Source organism: Psychromarinibacter halotolerans (assembly GCF_029168315.1).
GTDB lineage: Bacteria > Pseudomonadota > Alphaproteobacteria > Rhodobacterales > Rhodobacteraceae > Psychromarinibacter > Psychromarinibacter halotolerans.
Window position 1 is genome coordinate 309,393 of the sequence record NZ_JARGYD010000004.1, and the last position, 18,225, is coordinate 327,617.

At 63.8% G+C, this 18,225-nt stretch carries 21 protein-coding genes; 11 read left to right on the forward strand and 10 right to left on the reverse strand.

Annotation, left to right across the window (positions count from 1 at the left end; translation table 11 throughout):
• Positions 1-170 precede the first annotated feature (170 nt).
• From P1K30_RS12570 to P1K30_RS12595, 6 genes are all read right to left on the reverse strand, one after another.
• A complete protein-coding gene (locus P1K30_RS12570) occupies positions 171-2,516 on the reverse strand; it encodes a heavy metal translocating P-type ATPase (protein WP_275633091.1) in 2,346 nt (781 codons plus the stop codon).
• A gap of 50 nt (positions 2,517-2,566) precedes the next feature.
• Positions 2,567-3,886 carry an APC family permease gene (locus P1K30_RS12575; RefSeq protein WP_275633092.1) on the reverse strand — a complete coding sequence of 440 codons (1,320 nt, stop codon included), beginning with the start codon at positions 3,884-3,886 and terminating at the stop codon, positions 2,567-2,569.
• Entirely contained in the window at positions 3,883-4,599 is a 717-nt protein-coding gene (locus tag P1K30_RS12580; RefSeq protein ID WP_275633093.1) for a TVP38/TMEM64 family protein, read from the reverse strand. Before P1K30_RS12580 ends, P1K30_RS12575 begins: the two co-directional genes overlap by 4 nt.
• Positions 4,596-4,913 (reverse strand): ion channel, encoded by a 318-nt coding sequence (locus tag P1K30_RS23935; RefSeq protein ID WP_338052368.1) that lies wholly within the window; start codon positions 4,911-4,913, stop codon positions 4,596-4,598. The genes P1K30_RS12580 and P1K30_RS23935 overlap by 4 nt, the downstream gene beginning before the upstream one ends.
• A 129-nt stretch (positions 4,914-5,042) precedes the next feature.
• A complete protein-coding gene (locus tag P1K30_RS12590) occupies positions 5,043-5,429 on the reverse strand; it encodes a DUF302 domain-containing protein (RefSeq protein ID WP_275633094.1) in 387 nt (128 codons plus the stop codon).
• A gap of 72 nt (positions 5,430-5,501) precedes the next feature.
• Positions 5,502-6,080, reverse strand: a complete 579-nt coding sequence (locus P1K30_RS12595; RefSeq protein ID WP_275633095.1) for an EF-hand domain-containing protein — start codon at positions 6,078-6,080, stop codon at positions 5,502-5,504.
• A gap of 170 nt (positions 6,081-6,250) precedes the next feature.
• On the opposite strand from P1K30_RS12595, the gene P1K30_RS12600 reads away from it, so the two are divergent.
• The 3 genes from P1K30_RS12600 to P1K30_RS12610 are packed head-to-tail and all read left to right on the forward strand — an operon-like array spanning position 6,251 to position 8,690.
• Positions 6,251-6,973 carry a response regulator gene (locus P1K30_RS12600; RefSeq protein WP_275633096.1) on the forward strand — a complete coding sequence of 241 codons (723 nt, stop codon included), beginning with the start codon at positions 6,251-6,253 and terminating at the stop codon, positions 6,971-6,973.
• A complete protein-coding gene (locus tag P1K30_RS12605) occupies positions 6,970-8,379 on the forward strand; it encodes an ATP-binding protein (RefSeq protein ID WP_275633097.1) in 1,410 nt (469 codons plus the stop codon). The genes P1K30_RS12600 and P1K30_RS12605 overlap by 4 nt, the downstream gene beginning before the upstream one ends.
• A complete protein-coding gene (locus tag P1K30_RS12610; protein ID WP_275633098.1) occupies positions 8,376-8,690 on the forward strand; it encodes an SHOCT domain-containing protein in 315 nt (104 codons plus the stop codon). The genes P1K30_RS12605 and P1K30_RS12610 overlap by 4 nt, the downstream gene beginning before the upstream one ends.
• 67 nt (positions 8,691-8,757) lie before the next feature.
• On the opposite strand, the gene P1K30_RS12615 is transcribed toward P1K30_RS12610, so the two are convergent.
• The 3 genes from P1K30_RS12615 to P1K30_RS12625 form a co-directional block, all read right to left on the reverse strand.
• The gene (locus P1K30_RS12615; protein WP_275633099.1) at positions 8,758-10,878 is read right to left on the reverse strand and encodes a protein-disulfide reductase DsbD family protein; all 2,121 of its coding nucleotides are present in this window, start codon (positions 10,876-10,878) and stop codon (positions 8,758-8,760) included.
• Positions 10,872-11,642, reverse strand: a complete 771-nt coding sequence (locus tag P1K30_RS12620; protein ID WP_275633100.1) for a DsbA family protein — start codon at positions 11,640-11,642, stop codon at positions 10,872-10,874. Before P1K30_RS12620 ends, P1K30_RS12615 begins: the two co-directional genes overlap by 7 nt.
• A 206-nt stretch (positions 11,643-11,848) precedes the next feature.
• Positions 11,849-12,220, reverse strand: coding sequence for a DUF2933 domain-containing protein (locus tag P1K30_RS12625; protein ID WP_338052362.1), 372 nt, complete (start codon positions 12,218-12,220; stop codon positions 11,849-11,851).
• Positions 12,221-12,350: 130 nt separating this feature from the next.
• Here P1K30_RS12625 and P1K30_RS12630 point away from each other — a divergent pair, with 130 nt between their 5' ends.
• Genes P1K30_RS12630 through P1K30_RS12665 form a run of 8 tightly spaced genes read left to right on the forward strand, consistent with a single transcriptional unit; the run spans position 12,351 to position 17,983 of the window.
• Positions 12,351-12,917: a L,D-transpeptidase gene (locus P1K30_RS12630; RefSeq protein WP_275633102.1), complete on the forward strand. Its 567-nt coding sequence runs from the start codon at positions 12,351-12,353 to the stop codon at positions 12,915-12,917.
• A 29-nt stretch (positions 12,918-12,946) separates the two neighbouring features.
• Positions 12,947-13,408, forward strand: a complete 462-nt coding sequence (locus P1K30_RS12635; RefSeq protein ID WP_275633103.1) for a c-type cytochrome — start codon at positions 12,947-12,949, stop codon at positions 13,406-13,408.
• The gene (locus tag P1K30_RS12640) at positions 13,405-13,749 is read left to right on the forward strand and encodes a hypothetical protein (RefSeq protein ID WP_275633104.1); all 345 of its coding nucleotides are present in this window, start codon (positions 13,405-13,407) and stop codon (positions 13,747-13,749) included. Before P1K30_RS12635 ends, P1K30_RS12640 begins: the two co-directional genes overlap by 4 nt.
• Before the next feature lie 36 nt (positions 13,750-13,785).
• On the forward strand, positions 13,786-14,394 hold the full coding sequence (locus P1K30_RS12645) for a c-type cytochrome (RefSeq protein ID WP_275633105.1): 609 nt from the start codon (positions 13,786-13,788) through the stop codon (positions 14,392-14,394).
• A 2-nt stretch (positions 14,395-14,396) separates the two neighbouring features.
• Positions 14,397-15,350: a c-type cytochrome gene (locus P1K30_RS12650; RefSeq protein ID WP_275633106.1), complete on the forward strand. Its 954-nt coding sequence runs from the start codon at positions 14,397-14,399 to the stop codon at positions 15,348-15,350.
• Positions 15,351-15,394: 44 nt separating this feature from the next.
• Complete coding sequence (locus tag P1K30_RS12655) at positions 15,395-16,786, forward strand: multicopper oxidase family protein (protein WP_275633107.1); 1,392 nt, start codon at positions 15,395-15,397, stop codon at positions 16,784-16,786.
• Positions 16,783-17,250, forward strand: a complete 468-nt coding sequence (locus P1K30_RS12660; RefSeq protein WP_275633108.1) for a c-type cytochrome — start codon at positions 16,783-16,785, stop codon at positions 17,248-17,250. Before P1K30_RS12655 ends, P1K30_RS12660 begins: the two co-directional genes overlap by 4 nt.
• Before the next feature lies 1 nt (position 17,251).
• On the forward strand, positions 17,252-17,983 hold the full coding sequence (locus P1K30_RS12665; RefSeq protein ID WP_275633109.1) for a DsbA family protein: 732 nt from the start codon (positions 17,252-17,254) through the stop codon (positions 17,981-17,983).
• A 41-nt stretch (positions 17,984-18,024) separates the two neighbouring features.
• Here the strand turns inward: P1K30_RS12665 and P1K30_RS12670 are convergent, their stop codons facing one another.
• Positions 18,025-18,225, reverse strand: coding sequence for a heavy-metal-associated domain-containing protein (locus tag P1K30_RS12670; RefSeq protein WP_275633110.1), 201 nt, complete (start codon positions 18,223-18,225; stop codon positions 18,025-18,027).

Below are 18,225 nucleotides of genomic sequence, written 5' to 3' on the forward strand. Positions count from 1 at the left end.
TCCTGTTTTCCTCTTTCAGGGACAACGGGGTTACAGCGCTGGAAGGTTCCGAGATTATTGCCGTGCCGTGGGGTGTTTCTATCTGCGCCGGCTGGATAGAGTCCGCCCACTTCAATTTCAGACGGCTCGGGCGGAGGGGCCCAATACCCCCGCCGTCACCGCGCGCCGGTTCAAAGCTTCGCACCCCTGAGGCGCAGCGCATTTCCGATGACGGAAACGGAGGACAGGCTCATGGCGGCCGCGGCCACGATGGGCGACAACAGGACGCCGAAGAACGGGTACAGGATGCCCGCCGCCAGCGGAACGCCGGCGGAGTTGTAGACGAAGGCAAAAAACAGGTTCTCCCGGATATTGCGCATGGTGGCCTGCGCCAACCGCCGCGCCCGGACGATGCCGCCCAGATCGCCCTTTACCAGCGTGATGCCCGCGCTTTCCATTGCAACATCCGCGCCGGTACCCATGGCGATCCCGACATCAGCTGCTGCAAGGGCAGGCGCGTCGTTTACACCGTCCCCGGCCATCGCGACCGAAAAGCCTTCTTTCTGCAGATTCTCGATCAAAGCGTGCTTGTCTTCGGGACTGACGCCGGCATGGACCTCGTCTATTCCCAATTGGCCTGCCACGGCATCCGCAGTCGCCTTTGCGTCGCCCGTGGCCATGACCAGCCGTAGACCTGCCTCGTGAAGGGAACGGATCGCGCCCGGTGTCGTTTCCTTAACACGGTCGGCCACAGCGATCAGGCCTGCCGCGGCGCCGTCCACGGCAACATACATAGCAGTCTTGCCGTTAGATTGCAGTTCCGCCACGCGGTCTGACAGCGCACCAGTGTCGACCCCCTCTTCCTGCATGAGCGCGGAATTTCCAAGCGCCACTCGCCTGCCGGAAACGGTACCCGTTACGCCCTTGCCTGTGACGGCATCGAAATCCGAAGCGTCAAGAACCTGGGCGCCGGCTTCACGCGCACCGTTTACGATCGCCTCGGCGAGGGGATGCTCGGACCCGCGTTCCAGTGCGGCTACCAGCGAGAGAAATTCCGCGCGGTCGCCTTCCAGCGGCTCAGCGTTGGTCAGGGTCGGCTTGCCTTCTGTCAGTGTCCCAGTCTTGTCGACAACCAGTACGTCGACCTTGGAAAAACGCTCCAGCGCCTCGGCATCCCGGATCAACACCCCGGCATGGGCGCCGCGCCCGGTGGCCACCATTATCGACATAGGAGTCGCCAACCCCAGTGCGCAGGGGCAGGCGATAATCAGAACGGAAACCGCCGCGACGAAGGCATAAGACAAGGCCGGAGCAGGGCCGAATGAAACCCATGCCAGGAAGGCCAGCACGGCAATTCCGACAACCGCCGGCACGAACCAGCCCGCGACGCGATCGGCCATAGCCTGGATTGGCGCGCGGGAACGCTGGGCTTTCGATACCATCTCGACGATCCGCGAAAGCGTGGTGTCTGCGCCGACATTCTGGGCCCGCATCAGGAAGCTGCCGGTCTTGTTCAGCGTGCCCCCGGTTACAGGTTCGCCGTCGGTTTTCTCGACGGGGACCGGCTCGCCCGTGATCATGCTTTCGTCCACAGAGGAACGCCCTTCTGTCACGATGCCGTCCACCGGCACACTTTCACCGGGACGCACCCTTAGCACGTCGCCGGTCTGAACCTCGTCCAGAGGAACGTCTGTCTCTGCGCCGTCCTTAACCCGCCGAGCGGTCTTCGGCGCAAGGTCCAGCAGCGCCCTGATCGCGTCGCCTGTCCTTTCGCGTGCCGCCAGTTCCATGACCTGGCCCACCAGCACGAGCACAAGGATCACGGCAGCAGCCTCGAAGTATACTGGTGTCATGCCCATGCCGTCGCGCATGGCCGCGGGGAACAGGCCCGGCGCCAGGAGCGACACCACGGAGAAAAGGTAGGCCGCGCCGGTTCCCAGCGCGATAAGCGTCCACATGTTCGGCGCTTGATTCACGATCGAAGCCCAGCCGCGCTTGAAGAAGGGCCAGCATAGAAGGACCACCGGAGTGGCCAGCGCAAACTGGACCCAGCCGAACAGAGTGTGTCCGATCCAGTCCGCGAACGGGATGCCGACATGGGCACCCATCTCCAGCAGGAATACCAGTGCGGCAAGGGGCGCCGTGATCCAGAGGCGCCGCTTGAAGTCCGCGAATTCCGGGTTCGGGCCGCTTTCGGCACTGGGCACTATCGGCTCCAGTGCCATGCCGCAGATCGGACAATCGCCCGGCGCGTCCCGCAAGATCTCGGGGTGCATCGGGCAGGTCCATTGCGTGCCCGGCTTTGCCTGCTGACCGGCGTCGTCGGTGTTGCCCGATACGTAGAACCACGGATCGGCCTTGAACTTCTCCTCGCAGCCGTCCGAGCAGAAATAATGGGTCTTGCCGCCGACATCCACACTTCGGGTGTCGTCCTTGACCTCGACGGTCATGCCGCAGACAGGGTCTTTCGCGGTTTCGGACCCGTCGGGGACAGGGGCGCCGTGATCGTGGTGGTGATGTTTCGCGTGTTCGGACATGACCGACTCCCTTTCAGGCCGCCTTGATGAGCTATCCAGCGACTGGAAGGTCAAGCGCCGTGTCGATGGTTGTGACGGGGCGGCGGGCGCAGTCGCAGGAAGACGTGTTCGAAGACGAAGACCACACCGATCCCGGCGACGGCGATCAGCACGATCGACGGGTCTGCCTGCCATTTCATCGCCGCGAAAGCAGCAAGCACCACGGCGTCAAGCCCGATGGCCGTCAACAGGATCCAGCCTCGGGCGCCGACTTCCTCGCGCAGGTTACGGAAAACGCCCCAGTGGATGAGGATATCCATGATCAGGTAGAAGAACGCCCCGAGCGAGGCGATGCGGCTGAGGTCAAAGAAGACCGTCAGCAGCGAGGCGATCACCACCGTGTAGACCAGCGTGTGGTCGCGGATGACGCCGGGCATCCCGAAATGGCTGTGCGGGATCATCTTCATGTCGGTGAGCATCGCCAGCATGCGCGACACGGCAAAGACGCTCGCGATCAGACCCGAGGCCGTGGCAACAAGCGCGAGCGCAACGGTGAGGTAGAAGCCGGTGCGCCCGAGCGCGGGCTCGGCGGCCTCGGCCAGCGCATAGTCCCTGGCTTCGACGATCTGGTCGAGCGGCAGACTGCTGCCGACGGCGAAGGCGACCAGCAGGTAGACCAGCGTGCAGACCGCGATGGAGATGACGATGGCGCGGCCGACGTTGCGGTGCGGCTTGGTTATCTCGGCGCCACTGTTGGTGATGGTGGTGAAGCCCTTGAAGGCGAGGATGGCCAGCGCCATCGAGGCGACGAAGCCGGCGGCCACGGTCGTTTCGCCGCCGCGGCCCGTGGCCTCGAAGCTGAACCCGCCGGCCCAGAGCGCCGCCGCGCCGAAGAGCGTGATGCCGCCGACCTTGAGGGCGGCCATCAGCACCGAGAGCCACCCGACCGAACGGTTCCCCGAGACGTTGATGAGCCAGGCGAAGACGATCACCCCGACGCCGATGGCGGGCACCATCCATGTGTCGCGCGGCATGTCGAGCCCGCGCAGCAGGTAGTTCGCAAAGGTGCGCGCCACGAGGCTTTCGTTGATCACCATCGACAGCGCCATGAGCAGGGCGGCGCCGGCAGCGATGGTTGTCGCCCCGTAGGCCTTCTGCAGGATCATCCCGATGCCGCCCGCCGACGGGTATGCGTTCGACATCTTGACGTAGGTATAGGCGCTGAAGGCGGTGACGACCGCGCCGGCGATGAAGGCGAAGGGAAAGAGCCGGCCGGCCAGGTCGGCGATCTGCCCTGTCAGCGCGAGGATGCCGGCGCCGATCATCACGCCGGTGCCCATGGCGATGGCGTCGAGAAGGGTGATGCTGTTTTCCCGGTAGTCGAAGCTCATCCGGTGTGTTCCTTGTCCTGTATCTGTTCGGTCTGCCGTCGGTTCGCGCCCGTTCCGCCGCGCAGGGCGAGCAGCACCAGCGGCACCGCGGTCAGCAGCCCGAGGGCGAGGACGATCCAGTCCGCCGTGCCGAAATCGCCCTCCATGGCAACGCTGCCGAAGTGCGCGAGCACGAAGCTCGCTGGAAGAATCCCGGCCATCGTGGCCAGGGCGAACCGCCAGAAATGCAGGCGGCTCAGCCCGGCGGCGTAGCTCATCGCGTCGAAGGACACGAAGGGCAGCAGGCGGCTGACGAAGACGGTCAGTGTCAGCGCGTTCTGCGAGCCGAGCAGGCCGTAGTCGCGCTTGTCGCCGAGCATGCGCTCGACCGCGCCGCGGCCGGCCCCGCGCGCGATGAGAAAGGCCGAGACCGCGCCGAGCTCGGAGCCGAGCGCGACATAGGCCGCACCCGCGTAATGCCCGTAGGCCGCCCCCGCAGCGAGCGCGATCGGCGCACTGGGCAGCGGACTTGCCACGACCGCCGCCGTCATCAACGCGATCACTGCAAGCGGCCCCCATGGTCCGGCGCCCGCGACCCAGCGGGTTATCGTCTCACGGTCGAGGTCATCGGGTTGCCAGCCGGTCAGCCAGGCCGCGACCAACGCGACCAGCAGCAGGACCCCGGCGCCCGGCGCGACGATCCTGAGTGTTCGCTTGCCCGTGGCTTCCGTCATTCGTTTTCGGCGCGTCGCCAGTTCCTCTGGTAAACGGTGAAGAGGTATGTGGCCGACCAGGTCAGGATCATGAAGCCGCCTAGGGATTGCAGCATGGTCACGAACCTGATGTCCCCGGCCAGCTTGATCTGCGTGAAGCCCAGCGTGGTGAAGTTCACCCCGGTCAGGTAGATGAGGTCGGCCCAGGACAGCGTAGCGGAGGCGGGTCCGCCCAGGCCGTCCCAGCCCAGCAGCCATCGGTTAGCCGCGGCGAGGCCCAGGATCTCGGCGATGTGCAGAAGCAGCAGACCGATGAAGGTCGACTGTATCGCCAGCGTCGAGCTGGAATCCGGCCGCGGCGCCGCCCGTCCGAGGGCTTAGAGGGCGTAGTGGTGGACAAGGCCCACGAGGGCGACGAGGCCCACTCCGATTGCAATCGCGGCAAGCGTCATGACCGGACGGGATCAGGCGGCATCGACGGCACCGACCAGCATGTCGCGGACCTGGCCGGCTACTGTGTGCAGGTCGTCGTTGTCGATGGCCGTCATCGAGGCGACGGGGTCGATTGCGCTGATCTCGGTCCCTCCATGGGTTTCGCGCAAGGTCACGTTGCACGGCAGCACAGCGCCTACGCGGGGCTCGACCCTGATCGCTTGGTGGGCCATCTTGGGGTTGCAGGCCCCGAGGACGCGGTAGCCGTCCATCTCGGCGCCGATCTTCTTTTTCATCGTCTCCTTGACGTCGATCTCGGTCAGGACGCCAAAGCCGGCATCTGAAAGCGCCGCGCGGACACGGGCGTCGGTATCGTCGATAGAGATGTCTTTCGGCAGGCGGTCGTGGGTGTAGCTCATGGAACTGTTCCTCTCCCAATAACCGGGCCCGGTCTGTTCTACCTGGTCCATACGTAACGCAATGTCCCCGATTCAGTTCTGGTCCGGCATGTCTCGCATCACCGGGCGGTCGTCTTCGTCGTTCGCGCGTATGCGGTTCATTCGGCCGGCGAGGGCTCTCATTTCCTCGGAAGTGACCGCGCCATCCCCGTCCGCGTCGATGTGCTGGAAGCGATCGACCATCGTTTCGCGGAGCATCGAAGCGTGCCAGGCGGCAAACTCTTCAAGGTTTAGCTCGCCGTCGCCGTTGGCGTCGTAGTCCTCCAGGCGCGACCGCATCATCCGGCCGGGCATACCGTCGGGCAAGCCCTGCATCATGGCTGGACCCATCATCATCTGCATCATGTCACGGTCCATCATGGACATCCCGCCCATTCCGGGCCCAGCCATGAAGCCCATTCCCGGGCTCACTACGCCCGAGCCGTGCATCTGCATCATTATCCGCATCATGCTTTGCATCATCTCGTGCCGCTCAGCGCCCATCGGTCGGGCGTCGCGGCTAACATCAGGCCCTGTGGTATCTTTGTCGTGATGTCCGGTGTCGGCCAAGGCTGCTCCGGCGGTCAGCACGGAGATGGCTAGAATGCTTGCTGTTCTTGCGACTTTTCGCATGGATCCCTCCTGTTAACTGGGTTGCCACCAATGACGTGGGGAGGATTGCGCGGAATTGAATGTCTCCGCATTATCCGAATTGTATCCGTCTGTCGCAAAGCGATTGCCTGATACAATCCGCTACAAATCCGTTGCTGAAATCGGATCCTCCGTTCCAGTAGGACGAAGTCATGGAACCGCTGCCACATATCCTTGTCGTGGACGACCACGCGCAGATACGCGAGAGCGTGACGCGCTACCTGGAAAGGAATGGGCTGCGCGCAACCTCGGCGAAGGACGCCGCCGACATGGACGCGAAGTTTGCAGCGGGACATTTCGACCTCGTCGTGCTGGACGTGATGATGCCCGGCGAAGACGGCCTCTCGGTCTGCCGAAGGCTTGCCGCGGAAGGGGCGGTGCCGGTCATAATGCTGACGGCCCTTGGCGAAGACGCGGATCGCATCGCCGGGCTCGAGATCGGGGCGGACGACTATCTTGCCAAGCCGTTCAACCCTCGCGAACTTCTGGCCCGGATCAGATCCGTCCTGCGACGGAGCAACCGGAAGGAGCCGCTGGTCACGCGGTTGGCGGGCCGGAAGGTCCGGTTTGAGCATCTGGTCCTCGACACCGACCGGCAAGTCCTCATCGATGACGATCAGGGAGAGATTTCTCTAACCGACTCTGAGTTTCGGCTGCTGATCGTTCTGCTAGAGCGCCCGCGGATGGTGCTGAGCCGCGATCAATTGCTCGACCTGACGGCGGGCCGCACGGCCGGCCCGCTCGACCGCACTATCGACAACCAGATCAGCCGCCTGCGCCGCAAGATCGAGCCCGATGTCTTGCGCCCGAGAATTATCAGGACGGTGCGCAACGGCGGGTATTGCCTAGGCACCGACGTGGAGGAGGAGGGGTGACCTCGCAGCATCTGAATTCACTGCGGGTCCAGTTGATCCTACTTGTCGTAACGGCACTTTTGGCGGCCCAACTAGTCAGCCTGTTTCTGTTTGCCGATGAGCGGAGCCTTGCAATCCGTGCCGCCCTGGGGTTCGAGGCGGCGGGCCGGGCGGCGAACGTGGCGCGGCTGATCGAGGAGGCGCCCGCCGAACTGCACCCCTCGATAGTCAGGGCCGCGAATTCGCCGCTGGTGCGCTTCGATTTGTCCGAGACCGCGTCGGTTCAGCATACGGATCATTCTGATGGCGGACTTGTCGAAGCGCGGATCCGGACCTTGCTCGACGACAGCTACAGCCGCGACATCCGTGTGGAACTGCACCAGGTCGAAGGCGAGCTGATGCCGCTGCCGAACCTGTCGCGCGAGATGACCGACATGCACATGGCGATGATGCGTGGCGAATTGACGGCGGTCGAGATGAACCTCTCCATCGCCATCCGGGGCGGCCAGTGGCTCAACGTGGGCACCCGGTTCGAGCGTCCGCCGATACAGTGGCCACTCTATTCGATGCTGACCTTCACCATATCGGCGGGGCTGCTGCTGGTCGCCGTGATCTGGTTCGTCATGACGCGCCTTACCGGGCCGTTGCGTCGGCTGGCCCGGGCGGCCGATAGCCTTGGTAGAGGTGAGAATGTGGCCCCGCTTCCCGTTGCTGGGCCGACCGAAGTGCGTGACCTGACCGGGGCCTTCAACCGCATGCAGGATCGCCTGACGCGATTTGTGGGCGACAGGACGCGGATGCTGGCCGCACTGGGGCATGACCTCCGCTCGCCGCTGACCGCCATGCGCGTGCAGGCCGAGATGGTCGACGACACCGAGACGCGCGACAGCCTCGTCGCCTCGGTCGAGGAAATGCAGGGTATGGTCGATGCGACGCTGACCTTCGCGCGCGGGCTGACCGGGTCGGAGCGGCCCGAGACCGTCGATCTGCACGACTTCCTCGAGGCGCTGCGCGCGGACATGCCCGGCGAGTTCGCCATCGACGCCGGCCCCCGGATCGAAGCGCGCCTGCGGCCGAACGCCATGCGACGGGCACTACGCAACCTGATCGAGAATGCCAGCCGCTACGGGGGCGGCGTCATGGTCGGTTGGCATCGCCAGGATGATGCCGTTGTGGTGACGGTCGAGGACGATGGTCCCGGAATTCCGCAGGACAAGCTCGATAAGGTCTTCGATCCGTTCTACCGGATCGAGGAGTCGCGCTCGCGCGAAACCGGGGGACATGGCCTGGGCCTGTCGATCGCGCGGACAATCGTCCAGGCGCATGGCGGCGACATCACGCTCGCAATCCGGGAAACCGGCGGGCTGCGCGCGGCGGTTTCGATCCCGCTCGCACCGAAACCACCTGAAGAAAGGAGAGAACGATGACCTTCAAACTCTGGAGCATGACCGCCCTTGCGAACCTTGCAGCCTCGACGGCCCTGGCCGGTCCCGACGGCTCATGGGACGGGCACATGACTTGGGGCGGCGGCTATGGCGTCTTCGGCGGCCTGATGATGTTGGTCTTCTGGGGCGTGATCATCGCCCTGATCGTGCTGGCGGTTCACTGGCTGCGTGACAACAGCGGTACCGGCGGCAAGCGGTCCCCAGACGCGCTCGACATCCTGCGAGAGCGGCTCGCCAAGGGCGAGATTGATGAAGAGGAATACCGCCGCCGCAAGGCCGCCCTCGACGAATGAGTCGCGACGCATATAAGCCAAGTAACGAAAGACAGAGGGGCGGCGTGCTGGTCACTATTGCCGCGACTTACCAGTTCTGATCGAAAAGGCCAGACGTGGTCGTCTGGTTGCCCGCGGCGGAGCGCAGCGCATCGATCACCGCATCGCTCGATAGGATTTCCGACAGCACGATTCCATCGGGCGCGCCGGGGCCGTAGACGGCGTTGAACGGGATGCCGTAGCGCCCGAATCTTTCGAGATAGCGTGAAATGCTCTTGTCCGGTCGTGTCCAGTCGGCCTGCATTGGGACTGTGCCCTCGGCGCGCAGCGCCGTCAGCACCGGATTGCGCTCGATCACGAGGGCCTTGTTGGCCTTGCAGGTGAGGCACCAGTCGGCCGTCACATCGACGAAGACGACCTCGCCGCGCGACACGCGCCGCGCTATTTCGGCCCGGTCAAAGGTTTCCCAGTGGAAGGACGAGGCCGCGAGCTCGGTCGCCTCCGGCTCGATTAGACGAGGGACGGTGATCAGTGCCAGCCCGGCGCAGGTTGCGACGATCGGCCATCGCGCGAGACGGGGGAGGCGCCGGACCGAGAGAGCGACCGCCAGAAACAACGACAGCCCGCCCGCGGCGGCTGCGGCGGCTGTCCCCGCCACCCCGTCCAGCACCCAGAGAAGCCAGGCCACGGTCGCCACGAGGAAGATTCCAAGGGCGATTTTCAACACCCCCATCCAGCGCCCGGGCTTCGGCAGGAGCGCCACGGCGCACGGCACGGCGGCGACCACGAGGTACGGCACGGCCAACCCGATCCCGAGGCTGGTGAAGACGATGAAGATGTCGATACCGTGCCCGGCCAGCGCAAATGCGATGGCCGTCCCGAGAAACGGGGCCGAACAGGGCGTTGCCATGACGGCGCCGAACATGCCGGTCAGGAAATCCGCGGCATGCCCTTGCCCGCGTCCTGCATTAGCCAGCCGCGTCTGCAGGCCGGAGGGCAGGCTGAGCTCGAAACCGCCCAACATATTGGCCGAGAAAACTGACAGCAGCAGCACCATCGCCGAGAGGAACAGGGGGTTCTGGAATTGCAGTCCCCAGCCGACCACGACACCGGCCCGCTGCAACAAGAAGAGGATTAGCGCCAGGCCCCACATGAATGTCAGGGCGCCCCCGGCTGCCGCGAGGAAACCCGCGCGCACCGTGCGCCTATCCTGCTCGCCGTACTTGATAACCGTGGAGAGTTTTATCGAAAGGACCGGTAGCACGCATGGCATAACGTTCAGGATCAGCCCTCCGAGGAAAGCGACCAAGGCGATCCAGATCAGGGTTTCGATGCCAGGGGACACGGCCGTGATGCTGAAAGGCGGGGCAGGGGCCTCGGCGGCACGGTTCGGTGTTATGGCGAAGGCCCGGTCCGGCCCGTCTGTTACGGTGAGGACCGGGTCGTGACGCGTCGTGTCGTCGGTTGAAAGGACCGGCAGCGTCGCCCAGAGGCTGCGCCCGCCGTCGCCAAGCCGGATTTCTGGTTTGCCGAGCGCGTTGCCTGCGCCGAGTTCCGTAAAGATGTCCGGGTCGTCGAACGGTGTCGCGCTGCGGAGCGATACGGTAAGTGCCCTGGTCTCATCGTCGAGATGCACGAGTGCTTGTTCTATGCCGATGCCGTCCCCCTCGGCTGGAACACGAGTGAGGAAACCGGCGATCCGTTCAGCGGCCGGCTGATCGATTCCGTTGCCGGCGGGCAGATCGAGGCTCAGGTCAAAATCCTGCGGCACGCAAATGTCGGAACAAACTAGCAGAGAGATCTCGGCTTGGAGCCTTGCTGCTTCTCCTTGCCGAGCGAGTTCGATCCGGAGTGGAAATACGACTTCGCCGTGGTAGCCAAAGTTCTCGATGCCGAAGGCCGTGAAGCGTTTGGGTGCGGGCCAGAGGAATTCCACCTCCGAGACGTTCTCCGATCCTGTCCAGTCCACCGATGGGGGGATGCCGACTTCGCCCGGCGACCGCCAGTAGGTCTTCCAGCCGTCGCCAAGCTGAAGGTCCAGACCCGCTGAAAGTGTGCGGCCACTTTGTGGCACACCGTCCTGGGCGGCGATCAGGCGCGCGGTGAGGGCGGGGGAGTCGAATTTTTCCGAAGATGCAGCCTGCGCGGCCGGAGCAAGTCCGACCGCCGTGACGGCAACACCAATGGCGGAACGGAGCATCTTCAGCATACCTGTGACCATCCGTCAGCGCGTTCCAGTTCGATAATCTTTTTCAGGGTCGCGGCACCAACCTGGCCTTGGATGACCGTCCTCCCGATCACCAGCGCCGGGGTGCCGACAAATCCGAAAATGTCAGCCAGTGCCGCGCTGACCCGGATGTCATGACCCACCTCGTCGCTGTTCATGTCGGCGGTCAACCGCAAGTAACTTATGCCGATTTCCTCGGATAGTGCTTTGAGATAGCCTGGGTTGGCGCGGAAGGGTGTCGAGATCAGGCGTTCCTGGAAGCGCACGTAGGCCCCTTGTCGTTTCGCGGCGAGCGCTGCCCTGGATGCGAGAAGCGATGCCTCGCTGAGGAGAGGCAACTCGTGCCACGCAACCCTAACTTTGTACCCCATCCGGTCTTCGAGCCGCGCCAGTTCTTTGGTCTGAACCCTGCAATAAGGGCAATAGAAATCCGAAAACGATGCTACAGGCACCGTTCCTGGCGCCAACGGCTCTTCGCCGTATAGCGCGGTGCAAATGCTGTCCCTCACTTCCGTCACCGGGAGGCCGGAAAATTCCTCCGACGTCCCGTCCAGTCCCGCAAAAGGGGCTGCCCCGAGGCTGCTCGACCCGCCCGAAACACGGCGAAATCCGGCCGGGTCCGAGATTGGCTCGAATTCCGGCGGTGGGGTGAAGTGACCGGCGAACTTTCGCGCGAACGGATAGCCCGCGCCGATCGCTACGATGCCACCGACGACAATAAAGCACCTTCTCGTGATACCTGTCATCCTCGCCTCGGTCGGCTCACGGCCAAATCAAAAAGCCCTGGCGGCCATCTTCGCATTGGAGCGTTCGCAGGTCTGTGCCGGTTCCGCCCGCCACGCGACACCCCGTAGAAAGTGCGATCCCCTCTTCCCGGGCCGACATCACGCCGGTATCGCGAAAACACTCGGCAATCGAGGTCGAGCATCCGCCGAGCACAAATAGCAACGCGCTAACTTTCAAGGCTTGTGGACCGGCCACCTTGGCTCCCCATCCGGTTTTCGAACTCTGGCAGATGGTCGACAACAGGAACGGGCGCAGGGAGGAGCTTGGGATCTTCTACACCGCCCCCGTGGCATGACTTGCCCATCATCCTGTGCATGACAACATGGCCCCCGGCGCACAGGATCAACGGGGCGAAAATCCCGGCTTTGGCCCAGAGACCTGAAACGTTATTTCCCGCAACGAAGAATACGCCGACGGGAATCAGCATAACCGCGCAGCAAGCCATCATTCCGTATCGAAAGAGCTTGTTGCCCTGGCGATTGCCTGGTCGATTTGCGTGTAACATGGTCGTCTTACCCCTCAGAAATCGCCATTTCATCTGCCGCCCTTCCGCAGTGGAAGGTCAAGGATACAAACCGATACATTTCTCGCAGGCTTGTCAGGTTGTCGCATGCACCTTCTCGGGTATTCATCTTCTTGGAAGACGCAAGGCAGAGGGACACAGGCCGATGAAGGCAGATCGTTCGATCAACTTGAACCGGCGCGGACTGATCGGCGGCACTCTCGCCCTGATAGCCACGCCGGGTATCGTTCACGCCGCCGGCGATAAGGCGCTGCGCAATATTTCGTCGTTCCGCACGCACAACTGGCGCGACCATTTCGACCGGATCGGCAAGGGCATCATCATAGCCGACACGACATCCAGGGCGCTTCAGCATTGGACGGAAGACGGCGAAATGCGCATCTATCCAACGTCCGTGCCGATGACCGAGGAACTCACCCGCCGCGGATACACTGAGGTTGTCGAAAAGCGCGAGAACCCGGGCTGGGGGCCCACGGCGTCGATGCGGGAGCGCGATCCGACCTTGCCCGCCTACGTCGAAGGCGGCGACCCGCGAAACCCCCTCGGCACCCGCGCGCTTTATCTCTCGTGGCAGTACTACCGGATCCACGGCACGCAGGACACGCGCAAGATCGGGCGCCGCTCCTCGAGCGGCTGCATCGGTCTCTACAACCGGCAGATCGAGGAGGTCTATGAAAGGGCGCCCGTGGGAACCCAGGTCAAGCTCCTCTGATTCACGGAAAGCCTAGAAAAGACGGGTGCATGGATAAGCTGACCTTGATGGTGGCCGTGGTACTGGCCGTGGGCCTGGGGGTTGCGGGCTGGCAGTTTCTGCCGCCCGCGACCGCACCGGCGGGGCATTCGATGATACCAACTGACACCGGCGAGGTTGCAGAAGGTGCCCCGATTGTGGAGGTCAGCCTGCCGGAAGAGCTTTCCGGTAACGCCCGACTGGGTAAATCGATCTTCGAGGTCAAGTGTTCCAGTTGCCACGGCCGAAACGCAGCAGGACAGAAAGGAGTCGCGCCGCCATTGGTGCATAAGATCTACGAGCCAAACCACCGTTCCGACATGGCATTCGTCGCGGCGGCTCAGAACGGGGTGCGGTCCCATCACTGGGGTTTCGGTAACATGCCCCCGCTCGAAGGCATAACGGCCCGCGAAGTCAAGATGGTCGTGGCGTACGTCCGCGAGCTGCAAAGGGCAAACGGGATAGAGTCATGAACTTGCGGCGCGCGAACCAATTACTGAATGCATTGGTTTTGTTTGCTGTTATGTTTTTTGCGAGCGCGCCCGATGCAACGTTGGCCCACGAGGACGATCACACGCCAGCCGACGCGGCAGTCCTGCATGATTTACACAACGCTTCGAGCCGCTCCGCGGGCAAGGAACCTGCGGGGCATTGCCATCCCGGACTAGATTGCTTCACGGCGGCCGTCTTCGTTCTGTCGGTGGACATCACAACGTCTGTTGTCGTTACCACTGCAAAATACCACACGCCCTTTCAAATCGTTGAAGACGTTTGCCTCGAAGCGGTTCTCCCGCCGCCGCGTCTGCTCTTCTGAATTGTCAAAAAGCCAACATTAAGGAGGATCAAGACGATGAAGAGAACGACCATTCTGGCGGCAATTGCCGTGACCGGAACGGCGGCGGCGGCCCTTGCTCACAGCGGCGCGACCGGCGTCGTCATGGATCGCATGGAAGCGATGAAAGCCATGGGCGACGCCGTGAAGACGGTAACGCCGATGATGCGGGGCGAGGCCGAGTATGATGCCGACGTCATGCGCGAGGCTGCGCGAATCTTTCAGGAGCATTCAGGGGAGGCCATGATCGAGCTTTTCCCAGAAGGTTCCAACGAAGCGCCTTCCGAAGCCAAGGACCTGATCTGGTCTGACTGGGAGCGGTTCGAGGATTTGGCCCGGCAGCTCGACGTCTACGCCGAGGGCCTGGAAGGCGCCGCCGGGAACGGCATGGCCGGCGGCGGCAACATGGGCGCAGGATCCATGATGGGCGGCAGCTCCGGCATGGGGTCAGGCTCCATGATGGGAGGCAGTTCCATGATGGGCTCCGGTTCCGGCATGATGGGCGATGCCGCGACCGGCATGATGAGCGCAGAGGATATCGCCCAGATGCCGGCGGATGCGGCGTTCAACATGACGACGCAGCTCTGCTCGGCCTGCCATTCGCGGTTCCGGGCGGAAGACGACTGACCATGCGTCGGATAATCTATTGGTCGGTTGGGGTGGCGGCGCTTGGCGGCGCCGCCCTGGCCGCGGTGATCGCGTGGCCGGTCGGCAGCGCACCGGCGCCGATCGAGCTGGAGGGTAACGTCGACAGGGGTGCCTACCTGGCGCGCGCCAGCGGCTGCATCGCCTGCCATTCGAATTTCGAGGCCGGAGGCGCCCCCCTTGCCGGCGGCGCTCCACTCGAGACCGGGTTCGGCACCTTCTACCCGTCGAACCTGACCCCGGACCCTGAGCACGGGATCGGAGACTGGACGGCAGAGAGCTTTGCCAAGGCCGTCCGTCAGGGCATAAGCCCGGACGGCGAGCCCTATTTCCCGGCCTTCCCCTATCCGTTTTTTGCGGAGTTCTCGGACCAGGACATCGCCGATCTCTGGGCCGCGTTCCAGACCGTCGCGACGGTCTCCGAACCCGCGCCCGAACACGACGTGAGCTTTCCCTTCGATCAGCGGTGGGGACTGAAGCTCTGGCGCGCCGCCTTTTTCTACGAGCCCAATACGCAGCCTGTGCCGGACCGCAGCGACGCCTGGAACCGGGGCCGTGAACTGGTGCGTGGTGCCGCGCATTGCGGGGCCTGCCACACGCCACGGAACCTGGCGGGTGGCCGTGACCTTGGCGCCGTCTTCGCCGGCAATGCCGAGCTTCCGGGCGGCAGCAAGGCGCCGTCCATCCGGGCCGAAGACCTCGAAGAGAACGGATGGACGGTCTCGTCGCTGGCCTATGCGCTGCAATCGGGCCTCACGCCCTCGGGCGACGCCTTTGGCGGCAGCATGGCCGAGGTTGTCCGCGAAAGCACGCGGTTCCTGTCTCTACAGGATCGCGAGGCGATGGCGATCTACCTGTTCGACGCGGAGGTAGGCGGGGCCGACGACATCGTGAAGGAAGAAGGGGAGTCCGCAGAGCGGAAGACCCGGATCGACTGAGAGAACGGCGGGGCCTTCGGCCCCGCTCTAAAAGGAATGAACCGATGATAGCCACAAGGCGTGATGCCCTGAAACTGGCCGGACTTGCTGGGCTTGGCGCGGGCCTTCCGCGGGGGCTCTTCGCCGCCGAGGAGATCCCCGAACTCGCGGCGCAGGTCGCTCGGCTTCAATTGCTGCCCGACAGTTACCCGCAGACCGAGGTCTGGGGCTATGGCGGCACCATCCCGGGACGCGAGATCCGGCTGGGGCAGGGCCAGCGACTGCGCCGGCGCTTTGTCAACGACCTGCCGCAGGCCAGTTCGATCCACTGGCACGGGATACGCATCGACAATGCGATGGACGGGGTGTCAGGCCTGACGCAGGACGCCGTCGCGCCAGGCGGCACCTTCGACTACGATTTCGTAACGCCGGATGCCGGGACCTACTGGTATCACGCGCACAACAGGTCCTGGGAACAGGTGGCACGCGGACTGCATGGCCCGCTCATCGTCGACGAAGCCGAGGCGCCGGATGTCGATCGCGAAGAGGTGCTCATTCTCGACGACTGGTTGCTGAATCCCGAGACCGGCCAGATCGATGACAGTTTCGACCATCCCATGATGATGAGCCACGGCGGACGCACCGGGAATTACGTCACCACTAACGGGCGTTACAACCTGTCGCTGCCCGTGCGACGGCACGAGCGGCTGCGCCTGCGATTGATCAACGCATCGAACGCCCGGATTTTCCCGCTGAGGCTGTCGAGGCTGGAGGGCTGGATCGTGGCCCTGGACGGAATGCCGCTCGCCACGCCAGCCCCGGTAGAGGATGTCCTAGTCCTTGGCCCGGCACAGCGGACGGACCTGATCGTCGACGTTTTGGCAGATGAAGGGGAAACGGCAGACCTGGTCCATGTCGGCGATGCCGAGAATTTTTCGCAGGTCGTTTTTACTGTGTCGGGCACGGCAAGCCAGACGCGGCGCGCGGCGCCCGTGGCCCTGCCGCCGAACCCGAAGATGGATCGGCCGGACTTGGCCGGGGCGACTCCGCTGCGGCTCGTCATGTCGGGTGGCGCGATGGGGGGCATGGACTCCGCCATCCTGAACGGCGAACGCATGGGTTTCCGCGAATTGGCGGCCGCGGGTCGGTTCTGGGCATTCAACGGCGTGGCAGAGATGACAGATACGCCGCTGGCCGACTTGGGGCTGGGCGAGCCCGTGCGGCTGGAGATCGTCAACGATACCGTTTTCCCGCACGCCATGCACCTGCACGGCATGCATTTCCGAGAGGTGTCCAAGGACGGCGCGTTGGGACCGCTTCGGGACACGATCCTTGTTGGCGGCAGGGAGACGCGCGAGATCGCCTTCATCGTCGACAATCCCGGCGACTGGCTGTTCCATTGCCACATGCTTGGTCACGCGGCCTCGGGCATGACGACATGGGTGCGGGTCACATGAGGGGCGTTGCCATCGGGACAGTCCTCGCGGTTCTTGCGGCTGCGGGCTTCTGGTTCGTCCTCGGGCAGGGTACGACCGAGAATGGCTCTGCGGCGCCGGTGAACATCGCCGAAGGCAAGGCGCTCTACGCCGAGAACTGCGCCTCCTGCCACGGGGACGACCTTGAGGGCCAGCCCGACTGGCGCTCACCCGGCCCTGATGGGCGTCTGCCGGCGCCTCCGCATGACGAGACGGGTCATACTTGGCACCACCCGGACAGCGTACTGTTCGACTACACCAAGCTGGGCGGAGGGGCCCTGATGGCGCAACGCGGCATGGAATTCGACAGTGGCATGCCGGGTTTCGGTGACAGCCTGACGGATCAACAGATCCGGAACATTCTGAGTTACATCAGGTCGACCTGGCCCGAAGACGTGAAACAAGCCCAGGCAGAACGAACGAAAGCGGACAATGGAGCGAACTGAAATGACGCTGAAGAAACCCATCCTTGTGCTGGCGATGGCAGCCCTTCTGCCGATGCCTGCGCTCTCGCAGGAGCTTGACGAGGCGCGGGTCAAGGAGCTGGTCCTTGAGGCGATACGCGAGAACCCCGAGATCATCATGGAGGCGGTCGCGCTGCTCGAACAGCGGCAGGCGGATGCCCAGGCCCAGAACCAGTCAGACGTGCTGCGCAACCAGCGTGACCTGATCGAGCATGATCCGAACGCGCCCGTGCTCGGCAACCCGGACGGCGATGTGACCGTGGTGGAGTTCTTCGACTATAATTGCCCCTATTGCCGCCGCGCAAAACCGGAGATTCGGGCCCTTATCGAGGAAGACCCGAGCATTCGGCTTGTCTACCGCGAATGGCCCATCCTCGGCGACGGATCCGTCTTTGCCGCCAAGGCTGCGCTCGCGGCGCGTGAACAAGGCAAATACGAAGCATTTCACTGGGCGATGATGGCTATTAACGGCCGCGCAAACGAGGATTCTGTTATGCGTGTCGCAGAGGAGGTTGGGCTGAACCTAGATCAGCTTAGAAGGGACATGGAGGCTCCGAATGTTATCGAACACATAGAAACATCAATGCAACTGACACAGGCGCTTGGGTTCAATGGGACACCGTCTTTCGTCATAGGCGACGCACTTGTGCCCGGCTTCGTCGAAAAAGAGCGTCTTTCCGACTTGGTGGGCGAGGCGCGGGATGCCTTGGAGTAACGGTATGTACCGCGCCGATGCTGACCGGCGCGGGCGATGTTTCAGGCTGCGATAGGCTGTGCGTCATAGCCGGCGTTCTTGATCGCGGCGCTGAGCTGTTCGGGAGTAAGTGTGCTTTCGACCTTCACCCTGCGTACACCCAAGTCACAGTTGACCGAGGCAGCGGGGTCGGCCGCCTTGACGGATTTCTCGATCGCAGAAGCGCAGTGGCCACAGCTCATGGCGGGAACTTTGAATTCCAT

Bases quoted from the DNA above. Each gene is read 5' to 3' on its own strand.
- P1K30_RS12630 (WP_275633102.1), top strand. From the start codon at position 12,351: ATGAAGGCAGATCGTTCGATCAACTTGAACCGGCGCGGACTGATCGGC.
- P1K30_RS12625 (WP_338052362.1), bottom strand. From the start codon at position 12,220: ATGAAATGGCGATTTCTGAGGGGTAAGACGACCATGTTACACGCAAAT.
- P1K30_RS12600 (WP_275633096.1), top strand. From the start codon at position 6,251: ATGGAACCGCTGCCACATATCCTTGTCGTGGACGACCACGCGCAGATA.
- P1K30_RS12570 (WP_275633091.1), bottom strand. From the start codon at position 2,516: ATGTCCGAACACGCGAAACATCACCACCACGATCACGGCGCCCCTGTC.
- P1K30_RS12670 (WP_275633110.1), bottom strand. From the start codon at position 18,225: ATGGAATTCAAAGTTCCCGCCATGAGCTGTGGCCACTGCGCTTCTGCG.
- P1K30_RS12640 (WP_275633104.1), top strand. From the start codon at position 13,405: ATGAACTTGCGGCGCGCGAACCAATTACTGAATGCATTGGTTTTGTTT.
- P1K30_RS12645 (WP_275633105.1), top strand. From the start codon at position 13,786: ATGAAGAGAACGACCATTCTGGCGGCAATTGCCGTGACCGGAACGGCG.
- P1K30_RS12655 (WP_275633107.1), top strand. From the start codon at position 15,395: ATGATAGCCACAAGGCGTGATGCCCTGAAACTGGCCGGACTTGCTGGG.
- P1K30_RS12650 (WP_275633106.1), top strand. From the start codon at position 14,397: ATGCGTCGGATAATCTATTGGTCGGTTGGGGTGGCGGCGCTTGGCGGC.
- P1K30_RS12575 (WP_275633092.1), bottom strand. From the start codon at position 3,886: ATGAGCTTCGACTACCGGGAAAACAGCATCACCCTTCTCGACGCCATC.
- P1K30_RS12615 (WP_275633099.1), bottom strand. From the start codon at position 10,878: ATGCTGAAGATGCTCCGTTCCGCCATTGGTGTTGCCGTCACGGCGGTC.
- P1K30_RS12635 (WP_275633103.1), top strand. From the start codon at position 12,947: ATGGATAAGCTGACCTTGATGGTGGCCGTGGTACTGGCCGTGGGCCTG.
- P1K30_RS12590 (WP_275633094.1), bottom strand. From the start codon at position 5,429: ATGAGCTACACCCACGACCGCCTGCCGAAAGACATCTCTATCGACGAT.
- P1K30_RS12595 (WP_275633095.1), bottom strand. From the start codon at position 6,080: ATGCGAAAAGTCGCAAGAACAGCAAGCATTCTAGCCATCTCCGTGCTG.
- P1K30_RS12620 (WP_275633100.1), bottom strand. From the start codon at position 11,642: ATGACAGGTATCACGAGAAGGTGCTTTATTGTCGTCGGTGGCATCGTA.
- P1K30_RS12580 (WP_275633093.1), bottom strand. From the start codon at position 4,599: ATGACGGAAGCCACGGGCAAGCGAACACTCAGGATCGTCGCGCCGGGC.
- P1K30_RS12660 (WP_275633108.1), top strand. From the start codon at position 16,783: ATGAGGGGCGTTGCCATCGGGACAGTCCTCGCGGTTCTTGCGGCTGCG.
- P1K30_RS12610 (WP_275633098.1), top strand. From the start codon at position 8,376: ATGACCTTCAAACTCTGGAGCATGACCGCCCTTGCGAACCTTGCAGCC.
- P1K30_RS12665 (WP_275633109.1), top strand. From the start codon at position 17,252: ATGACGCTGAAGAAACCCATCCTTGTGCTGGCGATGGCAGCCCTTCTG.